The organism is Thermostichus sp. OS-CIW-29, assembly GCF_054058195.1.
Genome location: NZ_JBSSAB010000021.1, coordinates 39,726 through 53,419 on the forward strand (window position 1 = coordinate 39,726; position 13,694 = coordinate 53,419).

A 13,694-nucleotide genomic window follows, 5' to 3' on the forward strand; every position below is an offset into this window, starting at 1 on the left:
AGCAGGATCCCCTTGTCTCAGGTCAAGCTGCCTCTGCCGGCGACCTCTTAACAAAAAACTCGTTCCGTCCGCAAAGGGTCTAGCTAAGAAGCCACCAGCACATTCAGGATCCCGGTGAGGACGGCGCTGAACAAAGCCAACGTTAGGTAGCGGCCAACAGCCGGGTTGTCACCCAGCAGCCGATCGGAAGCGCTGATGGTGAAAAACAAAGACCAGGCCTGAGTAGCGTTGATGGTCTCAAATTGGTTGAATTCAGCGGTGAAGATCTTAGCCATGACTCAATGCTCCCTACAGCTGTGGGTTAACACCCCTACCTTAACAAAAGTTAACAGCAGCTGCCACGTTTGCGCGGCTACATCAGGACACCGCCGAACAAGGCTGGAATAGGCAGCGTTTTATGGGAGAGCTGGGTACACAACCCTCGGAGGGATCTGCATCTAGCGTGGATCAGTTGTATGCGACTCCGTATATAGTATTGGGTGATGCGGGATCCCCACCCAAAACAGGGGCTTTGCCCCTCGACAGAGGTCGAGCAGATGTTCTAACCTTGGCTTCTAGGGTGGCCCAAGAGCGCTCTTCAAGATAGGTGTGCCGGGGTGTTGTCAGCGATGGCCAACCGGGATCCTAAGGCTGAGAGTGTGCCGCATCGCTAGCCTAAGCCCTGTTGAGCGGGTTTAATCTAGGCAGCTTTTGATTTGCCCCAGGCTGTTGGTTAGTACTTAGGAAGCTGACCCCATAGCAACCAGAACAAGGCGCGATGCCGGGAGTTGAGATGAGAATGACGCGTTGTAATGTAGTATCGCCTGTGCGCTCCCTCTGCCGCTGTGCAGCTCAGGTGGGCGGCGTAGCCGGGATCCTGATCGGAACAGCTTGGGGGGGTTTGGCTGTGACTCCTGTTTGGGCTCAGGAGAATGCCCTACTGGCTCAGGCAGCCGCAGGCCCCATGAGCCGGCAAGAGGTGGCGGAGCGGCTAAATCTGGTGCCTGTTTTTGCCATTGTGTCTCAGAACGGCACCCCCGTTGTCGCCAATGTGGAGCGAGATGGCCGCACCATCCAAGTGGTTTCCTTCTGGCTGGATCAGGCCCAGGCCCAGCAAGTGTTGGAGCAGGTGAAAGCCAGCAACCCCGAGATAGCCAGTCAAGCCCGGGTGGTGCCTCTCTCGCTGGGGTATGCCTACGAAAAATCGGAAGAGGAGCGCGCCAAGAATAGTGACCTGTATTTTGAGGTGGTGCCTCGGGCTTCTGATGTGGAAGCAGCCAAGCAGGTGCTGAAGGAAACCGGTCAAGATGTGCCTGCAGAAGCGATTGGTGTGCCTCTGTTCTATGGCCGCTCCGGAGAGGGGCTGCTGACCATCGAGCAGGATGGCCATGAGGTGGTGCCCTTCTTCTTCGACCGCAACGATTTGCGGAGGGCTTTGGATCGAGCGGCAGCGCAGAACCCGGATGTAGTTGGAAAGACCCAGATTGAAGTGACCTCGCTGGCCATTGTGGTGGAGCGCATGTTGGCTCCCGACGCACAGGCCGATGTGCAGAAGATCGCTTTTATCCCCTCTCGCTCGGCGCTGGAGTATATCCAATCCCTGGCCCGGCCTGCCAATCCTTCTGCAAGTCCCCAGCCTCAGCGTTAACCTAAGCCCCTGATGGGATCCCCGTCTGCTCTGGTGAAGCGGTTAACAGAGTGGCGTGCCCAAGCCCTGAGGGCGGCAAAAGCGGCTGGGATCCCTGCCGAGGAAGTGGACATTTTGCTCAAAGAACGGCTGGGGTGGGGGCCGTTGGAGCGGCTGATGGGTCGCGCTCCGGCTGGGGAGGGGGATCCCCTGGAGGAGGTGCAGGCCCTTTGGCGGCAAAGGGTGGAAGAGCGCATCCCCCTACAGTACCTGTTGGGCAAAGTTGAGTGGGCGGGCTTGAGCTTGCGGGTGACGCCGGCGGTGCTGATCCCGCGCCCGGAGACCGAGCTGCTGGTGGAGCAGGCTTCCCTTTGGCTACAGGCCAATCCTCTGCCGCCGGGATCCTGTTTTGCCGACCTGGGTACAGGCAGCGGAGCGATTGCCATTGCGTTGGCCCATCAGCACCCCCAGTTGCGGCTTCTGGCCGTGGATTCTAGCCCAGAGGCATTGGCTGTTGCGGCAGACAATGTGGTAGCCCACCATCTGCAGGAGCGGGTGAACTTGCTGCTGGGATCCTGGTTTGTACCTTTGGATCCCTGGCGAGGACGGCTGCGCGGCCTGGTTTCCAACCCTCCCTACATTCCCTCTGCCGACCTGGCCTCGCTCATGCCAGAGGTGCGACTGCACGAGCCGCGACAGGCTCTGGATGGCGGAGAAGATGGCCTAGCCCACTTGCGACTGTTGATTCAAGCAGCACCGGATTACCTGGCCCCGAACTCCTTTTGGGCGGTGGAAGTGATGCGAGGCCAAGCCCCTTGGGTGGCGGAGCAGTTGCAAGCTAGAAGCTGCTATCGGCAGATCCAAGTTCACCGAGATCTGGCCGGGGTTGAACGGGTGGTCAGCGCCCACTTCGTCGGATAGAAAAGGGTAGGATCCCATAAGATGGGGTATCGCCGGAGCCGGAACTGTCCAAAACTTAAAGCTCCGAGCCCAGAGATCTGAGCACGGATGGGATCCCCTGTCCTTCGCCAGGAGCACTTCTTGAGGGAGCCTTCGCCTACAGCCAAACCCGACCCACCCTTACAGCAGGCTGCCTCTGCCGACAAGCAAGAGGCTGTGGATTGGCAATTTGCTTTTGAACGCTCTGAGGTGATGCGGGCCTTTCAACAAGAGTTGCTCGTCAGCATCGGCCATGAGCTGCGCAATCCCCTCAGCAGCCAGATGGGATCCCTGCAGTTGGTGCTGTCAGATCTGTGTGATTCCCCCGAAGAGGAGCGGGAATACCTTCAAAGTGCCAAAGAGGCGGTAGAGCGCCTGATCAAGCTGCTTGAGGAATACACCCGCCTGGCTCGCCATGACCTGCCCATCCAACCTCTGCGACCGGAACCGACCCGACTACGCCCCCTCCTGCAGGATGTGTACAGCCTAACTCGCCTACAGGCCCAGGATCAGGGCATTCGCTACGAATGGCCGGTTCTACAACCAGCCCCAGCCTCTGAGGTGCCCCTTCTCCCCGACAGCCTCACCGTTTGGGCGGATCCCCACGGCTTGGTGCAGGCGCTGCTGGGAGTGTGTCGCTGGGGCATCCGCACCCTACGCTACGGTTCGATGGCTTTGCACCCCTATCCCACCGCAGAAGAAGAGGGGCGACTGTGCCTGGGGTGGAACCTTGAGGGGCGATGCCATGTGCCCATTCAAACAGAGGGCTGTGCTGTCTGGCGGGTAAGCGAGCGGCTCCTGAGAGAAATGGGAGGCCAGCTGGAACTCTGCGAAAGCGGCCCCTACCGAGTTGGCATCAAGGTGACCCTGCGCCTCGCCCATTGAACCCCAGGCCAGAGGGACTTGGGCCTATCGGCTTCTCAAAGCTGGCCAGTTGGCATCTGCCCTCTTGATCAAGCCGGGGATGTCGCGCTCCCAGTTACGCTGTACCCGCTGGTTGGCGTTCAGGTATAGCTTGTCATCAACAATTTTCCAGGCAAAGGGATCCACCGGGTAAAGGTAGTTGTGGGCCACGGCCCAGGCACAAAACCCGCCGTACTGGGGGGCAAAGCGCTCTGGGTTGTTGCGAAACCGCTCTCGATTGTCGGCGCTGGCAAACCTCCAGGTTACCCCTCCCCACTCCCATTCATACGCTGGGGATCCCTTGACCGGCTTGCCGTCGATGAAATAGGCCACCGGGTCATAGCCCCGCAGGGCCAGGCCATCCGTTGCAAAAAAGGGGCCCGGGGATCCCTCCTCGACAGCCCCAACAACCTGTCCTTGGGCTGGGAGAGACAGGAGCCAAGCTGGGTGAGAAGCAACAGCCCCAACCATCAGCAGCAGCGGGATCAAAGCCCAACGATTTTTGACCATCACAACCTCCCAAGTCCTCAATCGAAAATCGAAATGAGCAAGAAAGCCTTACTCTTCCCCTTCAGGTTCCAAAAGACATCTGACAAAAGACATCTGAGGAGATGCTGGCTTCCGGGGACTGGGAACAGTTTGGCCACAGCGAGGAGATTTGCCTGTGATTTGGATCGGGGAGATCCAATCTAAAAAAAGCTCAACCTTCTCGGCGCAGGGCCAATTCGGCCCGATCCAGTTGCATTAGCACCCGCTCCACCTTTTCGGGGTTGAGAGGCCGGTTGGAAGTGCGGTACTGGGAGGCCAGCGTGTTAAACACCGTGCGCAAAGTGGTAAAAGACTGCAGCTTATCGTAGCGATGGCCGTGGTAGCGCCCAGAAAACTCCTGGATGGCTTGCATGGCTTCCGCTCGCGCCTCTTCCGGGTTCATCAGGGGATCCCCTTCTGAAAGGACGGTGCGTAGGGTTTGGATCAGGGTCATGCTGTCTTCGTAATACTTGCCGGTGAGACGGGCAGCCTGAGCAACTGAGCTCGCTGAGCCCAGCAAAAGGGCTACAGATAGGAGCAGGCTGACAAGACGCAGAAAAAAAGTTTTGAGCATGGGGAACCTAATGTAACTTACTTTTAAGCATAAGCCACAGCAACACCAGAAGAGGAGTCACCCAAAAGATGCTGTTCACCCCCTTCAGCGACTTTCTGCAGAAGCTGGGCCAGTACGGATCCCATTGGACAGTGCTGGCCCTAATCTTGGGATTTGCCTGTGCTCACAGCGGACTGGCCTACTTGCGACCCTGGGGGGAAAGCCGGCTGGGATCCCGTCTGTACCGCATCTTCTTTGCTCTGGTGAGCCTCAGTTTGGCACCGCTGTTGCTCATCTATTTTTTCAACCACCGCTACGACGGGGTGATTCTCTGGGATCTCCAAGCCGTCCCGGGCATTCGCACCACCGTTGCTCTTTTGTCTGCCCTCTCTTTTTTCTTTTTGTATCCGGCCACCTTCAACTTGCTGGAGATCGCCGCCATTCGCAAGCCGGAGATCCACCTGTTTGAAACCGGGATCATCCGTATCACCCGTCATCCCCAAATGGTGGGCCAGGTGATCTGGTGTGTAGCCCATACCCTTTGGATTGGCTCCAGCTTTATGGTGGTGACCTCGCTTGGGCTCATTGCCTACCACCTGTTTGCGGTTTGGCACGGGGATCACCGCCTGGAGCGGAAATACGGGCAGGCCTTCCGCGATCTCAAGGCGCGCACCTCCGTGATCCCCGGCTTGGCCATTCTGCAGAAGCGACAGCAACTGCGCCCGCGAGAGTTTCTGCGCTGGGCCTATTTGGGGGTGTTCAGCTTTGTAGTGATTCTTTATGCCTTCCATCCCCAAATGGTTTCTGCAGCCAGCCGAGTTGCCTGGTAGCATGATCCCAAAGAACTTCTTTAGTTTGGGAGTGATGGCCTTGCAAGTTGCTTTAGATGCTTTTAATCAAGAACTTTTGACAAGTGACGGGTTGGTTTTGGTGGATTTCGGCGCCCCTTGGTGTGGCCTGTGTCGCTTCATTCAGCCGATTACCGACCGTCTCGTAGCCGAGTGGGGAGGAGCGGTCAAAGTACTGCGGGTGAATGTAGACGACAATTTTTGGCTGCCGCGCCGCTATCGGGTGCGCTCTTTGCCAACCCTAATTTTGTTTGAGAAAGGTCAAGAAGTGCAAAGGCTGGAGCACTTCGCCAGCCGCGATGAGGTGCTTCGCCGCTGCGAGCAGTTGTTTCTTGACCACCTGCGCTACCTGGGTTCGGGAGCCTGCTCATCCTCGTTTGAGCCCCAAGCCCCGCCGCCCGGCGTGTAGAGGGTGATCACGTCGCCGGCTTTTAGGGAGCGGCTGATTTTGCCGGGTAGGGGATCCCCGTTGAGGAGGTTGATCCCCACCTGGCCTGGCCCACCCCCCTGTTCTCCTTGGGGGGCATAATGGCGCCGCTCGGTGAGCAGGGAGAGGGTGCAATCCTGCAAAGTCTGGATGGAGCGGATTAGCCCCCAGCCGCCCCGCTGTTGGCCATGGCCGCCGGAATCCTGGCGTAGCTCGTAGCGCAGTACCCGCAGGGGATACTCCAGCTCCAGAGCCTCGATGGGGGTGTTGAGGGTATTGCTCATGCCCACATGCACTCCGTCCAAACCCGGTCGTTGCCGGCTGGCCCCCTGACCACCTCCCAGGGTTTCGTAGTAGGTGAAGTGGCGGTTGCCCAGCACACAGTTGTTCATGGTGCCCTGCCCCTGAGCGATGCTCCGCAATCCGGCCACGGGAGCCAGAGCTTTGAACACCACATCGGCAATGCGCTGCGAGGTTTCCACATTGCCCGCCACCACTGCTGCCGGAAACTGGGCATTCACCAAGCAGCCGGGCGGCGCCACGATCTCGATGGGATCCTCCAAGCCGACATTGCTGGGGGCCGTGGGATCCAACAGACAGCGCAGGGCAAACAACACCGCCGAGCGGGTGACGGCCAGGGGCGCGTTCAGGTTTCCCGCCATGGCCGGAGCAGTGCCGGTGAAGTCCACCCGCAGCTTCTCGCCCTCTACTTCCACCTGCACCCGAATCTCAAGGGGCGCGGGCGGATCCCCGTAGCCCTCCAACCAATCCTCAGCCGTGTAGATCCCATCGGGCAGAGCCTGAATTTGCGCCCGCATCCGCCGGCGGCTGTACTCGATGACCCCTGCGATCAACTGCCAAGCTTCCTCTTCTCCAAAGCGGGCCAGCAACTCCCGAAACCGGCTCATCCCCACTGCGCTGGCCCCCACCTGGGCCTGCAGATCCCCCCGCCGCTGCTCGGCATTGCGCACATTGGCCAGGATTAGGCGCAGCAGATCCTCCTGCCAGTACAACTCTCCTTCTAGAGAGAGCCCAGCCAGCCGTACCGGCGGGATCACCAGCCCCTCTTGCCAAAGTTCTGTGGAGTCGGCGGGCATGGAGCCAGGGCGCATCCCTCCAATATCAGCGTGATGAGCACGGTTCACAGCATAGGCGCAAATCCGGTCGGGATCCCTCCAGCCGGGAATGGCCGCGACCACCGTAACGTCCGGCAGATGGGATCCCCCCTGGTAGGGATCGTTGAGGAGAAACACATCTCCGGGGCAGGGGTCGGCTGCCACCACCGCCCGCACCGCCTCCGAGAGGGCTCCCAGATGTACCGGGATGTGGGCTGCCTGGGCAATACAGGCCCCTTGCGCGTCAAACAGAGCTGTGGAGCAATCCCGCCGTTCCTTGATGTTGGCCGAGTATGAACCGCGGATGAGGCGCGCCCCCATCTCTTCGGCAATCCCCGCCAGAGCGTTGGCCATGACCTGCAACCGGATGGGGTTGGAGACAGGACGGTTGCTATCCATACCTCTCCAATCAAAGCCTGCGCCGCAGCCAAACGGCCACCCTGCGGATCCCTTGCCAGAACTGCAAACGACGTTGCCAGCGGGCAAGGGTATGGCGATTCTCGCGCAGACGATCCCGCAGACGCAGCAACTCAGCGGGAGTGGGAGCCAAGGCCTGTTGAGCTGCTTCTCGCCAATCGGCCATGGCCTGCTCTGTGACCCCAAGAGCCGAGCGCAGCTTCAAAATGACAGGAATGAGAGCAACCAGGGCCAAAAACAGCAAGCCGTTGAGGCCGCAAACTGCCCAGACAGCCCATCCCGAACTCCAATTGGCATTCACAGAGAGCTCCGGGTAGGGATCCCGACAAGGCTCACTGCTGCTGCAGCATCAAGGGGCGCAACACCCGGCCATCCCCCACCACAACCACCGTTGACAGCACCTGCTCACCACGGCGGAAGGTAATCGGCACCGATTGGCCTACCGGGGTATTTTGGATGATCTGCTGCACATGTTGCACGGAGGTGACCCGCTGCCCATCCACTCCAATCAAAATATCGCCCTGGGCCAGACCGGCTCGTTGAGCAGGACCATCCTGGAGCAAGCCGACCACCTGCACCCCCTGAACTCGAAGTGCGGGGCCGAACAGACGACGGCTGATGGCGCTCTGGGCTTGCTCGCCGTTCACCGTTTCAATGGCAACTCCAATGAAGCCGTTGCCGACAGCATAGGAGGCAGGCGACCACTGAACCCCGAAGCTGTTGGCGTCGCTGCTGACCTGAACCGTGGAGCCGTGGTGGTTGTAAGCTTCACCCCCAACCGAGTCGCAGGGGTAGGCCACAACTGCATCTGCCAGCAAGAAGGAGATGGGCAGGGCTAGGGCAAGCTTGAACAGATGGGTTGGTTTCTGCATGGTTCGACCCTGGAAACGGTGAAGTAGAAATGAGCTTGAATCCGCGAAGCACTTGGGTGGATGCACCAGCCAGGTGTGGGCAGCTTGCACCGCCCCTCCCTCAGTGATAAACCCAAAATCGCCAACTGTCGATAGGCTTGGCCGTGCTTCTGGGCTGGATCCCAAGGTTTTGCCGGCCTTCCTGTAGCAATTCTTCAAGGTCTTGGGATCCCTGGCAGCACTGGGTTGGCTCGGCGGGGCTCACAAACCGGCAAAGCGATCGGTGGCTTCCAGGAGGGCGGTGCGGATTCCGGGTTCAGTGATGGAATGTCCGGCATCGGGGATCATCCGAAACTCTGCTTCTGGCCAAGCCTGATGCAGTTCCCAGGCAGAAATGGGAGGGCACACCACGTCGTAACGTCCCTGGACGATCACCGCCGGCAGATGGCGCAGCCGCCCCACCCCCCTGAGGAGCTGATCCTCCGGATCCAAAAAACCGCCGTGGACAAAGTAATGGCACTCAATGCGGGCAAAGGCCTCGGCAAACTCTCCTCGACCAAAGCGCTCGATGAGCTCTGGGCTGGGGATCAACTTGCTGGTGCTGGCCTCCCAGACGGACCAGGCGCGAGCTGCCCTCAGCCGTACCTGGGGATCTGGGTCGTTTAGGCGGCGGTGGTAGGCTGCCAGCAGGTCATCCCGCTCTTCGGGAGGGATCGGCTCCAGGTAATGTTCCCAAGCATCGGGGAAAAAGTAGCTGGCCCCCGACTGGTAAAACCAGCGGAGCTCAAAAGGGCGCAAGAGAAAAATGCCCCGCAAGACAAACCCTAGGCAGGATTGGGGGTGGGTTTGCCCATAGGCCAGGGCAAGGGCACTGCCCCAGCTGCCCCCGAACACAAACCAGCGATCAATGCCCAGATGCTGGCGCAACTTCTCGATATCCGCCACCAGATCCCAGGTGGTGTTCTCCCGCAGCTCGGCATAGGGGCGACTTTTCCCGCAGCCCCGCTGATCGAACAGCACCACCCGCCAGCGGCTGGGATCGAAATACTGCCGGTAGATGGGATCGATCCCGCCTCCAGGCCCCCCGTGCAAAAACACCACCGGCTTGCCTGCCGGGTTGCCGCACTGCTCGTAGTACAGGGTGTGGAGGGAGGAAACCGCCAGAAAGCCTTGATCGTAGGGCTCGATGGGGGGATAGAGATCGCGCGACATAACTTGAAGCTCTGCTGGTCATCACTCTCAGGGTCTGCGCAGGGCAATGGTGGCCTTGGGCGGGATCCCTTCCTGAAAGGTCTCGCCATCCGCGGCCAGGATGACAAATTGCAGCTCCTGACCCGGCTGGGCGCCCAAATTGCTCCAGGGGATGGCCACCTCCAAACAGGCATCCACCACCGCCTTCACTTGATGGCCGATGGCGTGCCAGGTGTGGTACTCCCCTGCCTGCAAGAGCTGGGCTTGCACCTCTGCCGGATGCTGGCCGGTGCCGGGAGGCGGCAGCGACAACCGCAGCAGGTGGCGGTAGTGGTAGTTGAGAGGAGCTTCTGCCGGCAACCCCTGCAGGGGAATGGGGCTGTTGACGGTGACACGGTTGGGGTAGAACCACAGCACCAGCAATTGCCTGGGCCGCTGCACCACCGAGTTAAAATCCAGCCGCAGGTAGAGGTTGAAGTGATCGAACCCGTACCAGAGGCGACGAACAATGCTGTTGCGGTGCATGGTGCCTCGGGCCGCTCCAATCTCCACCCGCCCCGCTTGGCTCCACTCCCGTTCTGCCGGACGACCGTTGATGGCCGGGTGGATAAACCCCTGCGGCAGGCGATCCCCTAGGCCGTCATGATCCTCCAGGGGAAATTGCAGCACGGTCGGCACCGCCTCTCCCAAAGCAGTGTAGAGCGCCTGCAGGTGCTCCCGAAACAACTGGTCGAAAACGGCATCATGGGCGGAGGAGTGGCCTGCCCCAAACCACCAGAACCAATCGGATCCCTCGGCGGCCCAGAGGGCTTCCCAGGCTTGGGGATTGGCGCGGGGATGATCCTGAATCACCTGGCGGGCCTGAGCCAAGAGCTCCCAAGCGCGGTTTTTGACGGGATCCCCAATCCAGGTGGTGAAATCTGCCTCGATCCAGGAGCCGCTGTGAAGTTGCTCTGCCGGCAAAAACTCGGTGGGCGGAAACTGATCCAGAAACTCCGAAACGGTCACCAGCCGCAGGGAGGAGTGCTGGCTGAGGCGGGTGTAAAGGTTTTCCAAGAAGGGCCGGCCATCTTGGGGGTAGTACTCCCAGCAGTTTTCCCCATCCAGAGCGATGGTCACCAGCCAGGGCTGCTCCTGGGGCAGGCGGTTGCGGATGCTCTCCAGATGGCCGATGAGATCTTTGGCGGCAGCATCGGCGGGCATGGCGCTGTAGCTGAAGCCGATCAAATCCGAAAGGCGGTGATCCCGAAAGACGATGGCCAGATCCCCCCGCTCGGTTTCCAGGCGGTAGGGGCGGTAGAGCTTCTCCGGCTCCAGAATGTGGCCCTGCCCATCGCGGTGAAACGGTTGACCCAGGCTCCACCCCAAAACCCCTTCGTCGGAGATGATCCACTCAAAGCCCTGTTTTTGCACAATCGGCACAATGGCAGGGCTTACGGATTGCTCGGAAGGCCACAGGCCCCGCGGCTCGCGGCCAAAGCGCTCCCGATAGATCTGCTTAGCCCGCTCCAGTTGGCTGTGGACATCCTGCTCCCAGTGAAAGGGGTAGCGAGGCAAAGGCAACCCTGGCCGAGCCACCCGTGCCGAGCGCTCGCTCACCAACAGGGGCAAGATGGGGTGGGTATAGGGGCTGGTGGTCAGCTCCAGTTGGCCGTTGCTCTGCAGTTTGGCGTGCTGGGGCAAGATGGCGCCGAGGATCTGTTGTTGCTTGGCGTAGATCCGCTGCCGATCCGCCAGGGTAAAACCGGATCCCATTTTGATCCAGCCCTCAATCTCAGGATCCTCCTGAAAGAGAGGATCAAACCAAGACAGGTTGTGCCAGGCCAGCAGATCCCCGAAGTCCTGCGGAGTCCAGTACTGCAGACACCAGTTCACCCCCTGAGATTCCCGTTGGTTGTAGAGCTGCCGGTAACGGGGGTAGGGCTCGATCATGGTGGGGTAGTGGCTGTCGAAAAAACGCTCGACCACAAAGCGCAGTTGATCGGGGCCGAGCTTTTCGACAGGGGATAGGGTCAGTTCCAGGTAAGGATCAAAAGCCGAGCCGGCCACATACTCTTCGATCTGTAGAATCAGGGAGGGCACCAGGTTAATCGTTTGGTGCAAGCGGGGATAGCGCTCCAGCAGCAAGACCAAGTCCAGGTAATCTTTGATCCCGTGTAGGCGCACCCAAGGCATGCGATATTTACCCGCCACCGGACTTTTGTAGAGGGGTTGGTGTTGGTGCCAAACCAGGGCGACGTGCAGCGGGTAGGTCATGGGCGGTACCGGATCCAACCATCACCCGGATACTAGCCCATCTGTCTGGCTCGCGATCGTAAGAAACTCTTGAATGTCTGAGCGCTGCCGGTGGGGAAAAGCTTGCCATTCGCAAGATTCCTCAGGAGAATGGCGGCAAAAGGAAGAGCTGAGCCATGACTGCCGCTACCCACCTTCTGGAACAGTCGATCGTTGTCTTTTCCCAAAACTATTTGCCCATCAGCCGGGTCAATATCAAGCGGGCAATCGTGCTGCTGCTAACAGGCAAAGCCGAACCGCTCTCGATGATGAATGTGCCGGTGTGGAAGGTGCGCTCCCCCAGCCAGGTCATTGAAGTGCCCGAACATATTCGCCTGACCATCAAGGGCAAAGAGCGCGCTTGGCGCGTGCCCCCTGTGAATCGGCGGGAGGTTTTGCGGCGGGATCACCACACCTGCCAGTATTGTGGCACCACCCACAATTTGACCTTGGATCATGTCGTGCCCCTCTCCAAAGGGGGATCCCACAGTTGGGACAATGTGGTGACGGCTTGCGAACGCTGCAATCAACGCAAGGGCAACCGCACCCCTGAAGAAGCCAACATGCCCCTGCGCAGCAAACCCCGTGCCCCTCTCCACCCGACGGTGGCTTTTGCGGAGCAGTTCTGGCGCGAACACCAAAGTCGGCAAGAGTGACATCCTCCCGGCGCTCATCCTATGGACAGAGCGCGGGCCACCCTTCCCGTCAGCAGGACGGAGTCCTTACCTCGCGGTCGGGCATTCCTGCCCCACGCCACTTGTCTGGGTCTACAACCCCCGACAGAACAACTGGACAGGCGGTTCCCCTTCCCCAGCCTCCCCCCTAGGCACTGCCAGCTCGCAAAACAACCTCTAATCCACCCAGCACAGTTCCCAAGGCTGAGGCTGAGTCCTGATGCACCCGGTACCGGCATTCAGGGCACTGAGGCCCCCCGACAGCCCAGCTGTTGCTAACCATCCCCCAGCACTTGCAACCGATTTGGCCGCTTCCTTTGGGGTCAACCTTGGCAAAGTCCACCCCACCTTTCCAGCAAACCCACTCCAGAAGGCAGAGAATCTATCCCCAGGCAGCCTCGACGCAATCCTTGGGCAACATCCCCCTTGCCCAGCCCTTGGCCTTGAGGTCTTCCACAAAGATCTTCCACAAAGAAAAGATAGAGAGGGTCTGCCCTCGGTCTCAACGCCAATGGGCCCTCTGGAAATGAAACTCTTGGCAACCATTGGCAATGCCCTGCTGCATCCTGGCAACCTGCAGTGGTGCTCTCTTCCAGTGGCAAGACCCCTGCTGTTTTCTCGCCCCCCTGGGTTGCAGCCTTCTCAGCTGGCCTTGCAGGGCTTTGAAGCCCTTGGGCCGTTCCCAAAAGCGCCCTCTGAAGTCGTCAGGAATTGCTCCAAAACCAGGTCAATCCCCGTCGTCCGCCCGTGAGCTGGTTTGTTGGGAGGCATCTGGATAAGCCCAGTACTTGTAGGTTACCGCCAGCATAAGTAGACTTTACTACAGATTTCGCTCAGGGGTATGGCGGGGATCCATGTATCCCAGTGCTCACCCTGCGGCTAGAGCATGGGACCTATTGCCCCCGCACCCCCGTTAGTTAAAATTGTTGGTACTAGAACTGTAAGGCACAGCTTCTTCTAGCTTTGTCCAGGTTTGCGGCTGAGCTACAGGTGCTCTGTTGTGGGCAAAGGGAACTTGCACCTCGGCTGCAGCAAGCAAGGTGGGGGTTGGCTTCCTGCTCAGCAGGTTTTGGGAAAGGTTGTAAGTCGGCTCAGAAGAGGACTGGGTGTTTTGGGGCAGATGAAAAGTAGCTTAGTGCAGCTCGATTATCGAGTTTATAAGTTGGCGCGGCTGTTGAGCGAATATTTGGAGTTGGGGAAATGGGTTGCCCTGTCTGCTGGCTCGCTGGGTGAAGAGCCTTCTGGCAACGAACATCAAGCCTGGCTGCACAAATTTTCAGCTAGAAATCGCAGGAGCCCCGCACTGTACCCGTAGGGTCAGTGTCGGGAGGAATGCGGAAGTTATGATAGAACCATGACCCAAGTCCT

General features: G+C 59.5%; 14 protein-coding genes. 6 read left to right on the forward strand and 8 right to left on the reverse strand.

What is annotated here, in order from left to right:
* Nucleotides 1-83 precede the first annotated feature (83 nt).
* Nucleotides 84-275 (reverse strand): hypothetical protein, encoded by a 192-nt coding sequence (locus ACVWZJ_RS08750; protein WP_011432601.1) that lies wholly within the window; start codon nt 273-275, stop codon nt 84-86.
* Nucleotides 276-772: 497 nt separating this feature from the next.
* Here ACVWZJ_RS08750 and ACVWZJ_RS08755 point away from each other — a divergent pair, with 497 nt between their 5' ends.
* From ACVWZJ_RS08755 to ACVWZJ_RS08765, 3 genes are all read left to right on the forward strand, one after another.
* Nucleotides 773-1,627 carry a Tic22 family protein gene (locus ACVWZJ_RS08755; RefSeq protein WP_011432600.1) on the forward strand — a complete coding sequence of 285 codons (855 nt, stop codon included), beginning with the start codon at nt 773-775 and terminating at the stop codon, nt 1,625-1,627.
* 12 nt (nt 1,628-1,639) lie between these two features.
* Nucleotides 1,640-2,527: a peptide chain release factor N(5)-glutamine methyltransferase gene (prmC, locus tag ACVWZJ_RS08760; RefSeq protein WP_041436326.1), complete on the forward strand. Its 888-nt coding sequence runs from the start codon at nt 1,640-1,642 to the stop codon at nt 2,525-2,527.
* Nucleotides 2,528-2,614: 87 nt separating this feature from the next.
* Complete coding sequence (locus ACVWZJ_RS08765; RefSeq protein ID WP_148202698.1) at nt 2,615-3,430, forward strand: sensor histidine kinase; 816 nt, start codon at nt 2,615-2,617, stop codon at nt 3,428-3,430.
* 24 nt (nt 3,431-3,454) lie between these two features.
* On the opposite strand, the gene ACVWZJ_RS08770 is transcribed toward ACVWZJ_RS08765, so the two are convergent.
* Both ACVWZJ_RS08770 and psb27 read right to left on the reverse strand, forming a co-directional pair.
* Nucleotides 3,455-3,958 carry a YHS domain-containing (seleno)protein gene (locus ACVWZJ_RS08770; RefSeq protein WP_071818149.1) on the reverse strand — a complete coding sequence of 168 codons (504 nt, stop codon included), beginning with the start codon at nt 3,956-3,958 and terminating at the stop codon, nt 3,455-3,457.
* Between the two features lie 190 nt (nt 3,959-4,148).
* Complete coding sequence (gene psb27 / locus ACVWZJ_RS08775; RefSeq protein ID WP_011432596.1) at nt 4,149-4,550, reverse strand: photosystem II protein Psb27; 402 nt, start codon at nt 4,548-4,550, stop codon at nt 4,149-4,151.
* A gap of 68 nt (nt 4,551-4,618) precedes the next feature.
* Between psb27 and ACVWZJ_RS08780 the strand changes: the two genes are divergently transcribed.
* Both ACVWZJ_RS08780 and ACVWZJ_RS08785 read left to right on the forward strand, forming a co-directional pair.
* A complete protein-coding gene (locus ACVWZJ_RS08780) occupies nt 4,619-5,359 on the forward strand; it encodes an NnrU family protein (protein WP_457395819.1) in 741 nt (246 codons plus the stop codon).
* Nucleotides 5,360-5,393: 34 nt separating this feature from the next.
* Nucleotides 5,394-5,786, forward strand: a complete 393-nt coding sequence (locus ACVWZJ_RS08785; protein ID WP_041437173.1) for a thioredoxin family protein — start codon at nt 5,394-5,396, stop codon at nt 5,784-5,786.
* On the opposite strand, the gene ACVWZJ_RS08790 is transcribed toward ACVWZJ_RS08785, so the two are convergent.
* From ACVWZJ_RS08790 to ACVWZJ_RS08810, 5 genes are all read right to left on the reverse strand, one after another.
* Nucleotides 5,723-7,318, reverse strand: coding sequence for a hydantoinase B/oxoprolinase family protein (locus ACVWZJ_RS08790; RefSeq protein WP_011432593.1), 1,596 nt, complete (start codon nt 7,316-7,318; stop codon nt 5,723-5,725). The two genes, ACVWZJ_RS08785 and ACVWZJ_RS08790, sit on opposite strands and share 64 nt — an antisense overlap.
* Nucleotides 7,319-7,328: 10 nt before the next feature.
* Nucleotides 7,329-7,637, reverse strand: coding sequence for a hypothetical protein (locus tag ACVWZJ_RS08795; protein ID WP_011432592.1), 309 nt, complete (start codon nt 7,635-7,637; stop codon nt 7,329-7,331).
* A 31-nt stretch (nt 7,638-7,668) separates the two neighbouring features.
* Nucleotides 7,669-8,208, reverse strand: a complete 540-nt coding sequence (locus tag ACVWZJ_RS08800; RefSeq protein WP_238376905.1) for a PDZ domain-containing protein — start codon at nt 8,206-8,208, stop codon at nt 7,669-7,671.
* A gap of 240 nt (nt 8,209-8,448) precedes the next feature.
* Nucleotides 8,449-9,399, reverse strand: coding sequence for a prolyl aminopeptidase (gene pip, locus ACVWZJ_RS08805; RefSeq protein ID WP_011432589.1), 951 nt, complete (start codon nt 9,397-9,399; stop codon nt 8,449-8,451).
* Nucleotides 9,400-9,426: 27 nt separating this feature from the next.
* Nucleotides 9,427-11,634: a glycoside hydrolase gene (locus ACVWZJ_RS08810; protein ID WP_011432588.1), complete on the reverse strand. Its 2,208-nt coding sequence runs from the start codon at nt 11,632-11,634 to the stop codon at nt 9,427-9,429.
* A 155-nt stretch (nt 11,635-11,789) separates the two neighbouring features.
* Between ACVWZJ_RS08810 and ACVWZJ_RS08815 the strand changes: the two genes are divergently transcribed.
* Entirely contained in the window at nt 11,790-12,308 is a 519-nt protein-coding gene (locus ACVWZJ_RS08815; protein WP_011432587.1) for an HNH endonuclease, read from the forward strand.
* Nucleotides 12,309-13,694 lie beyond the last annotated feature (1,386 nt).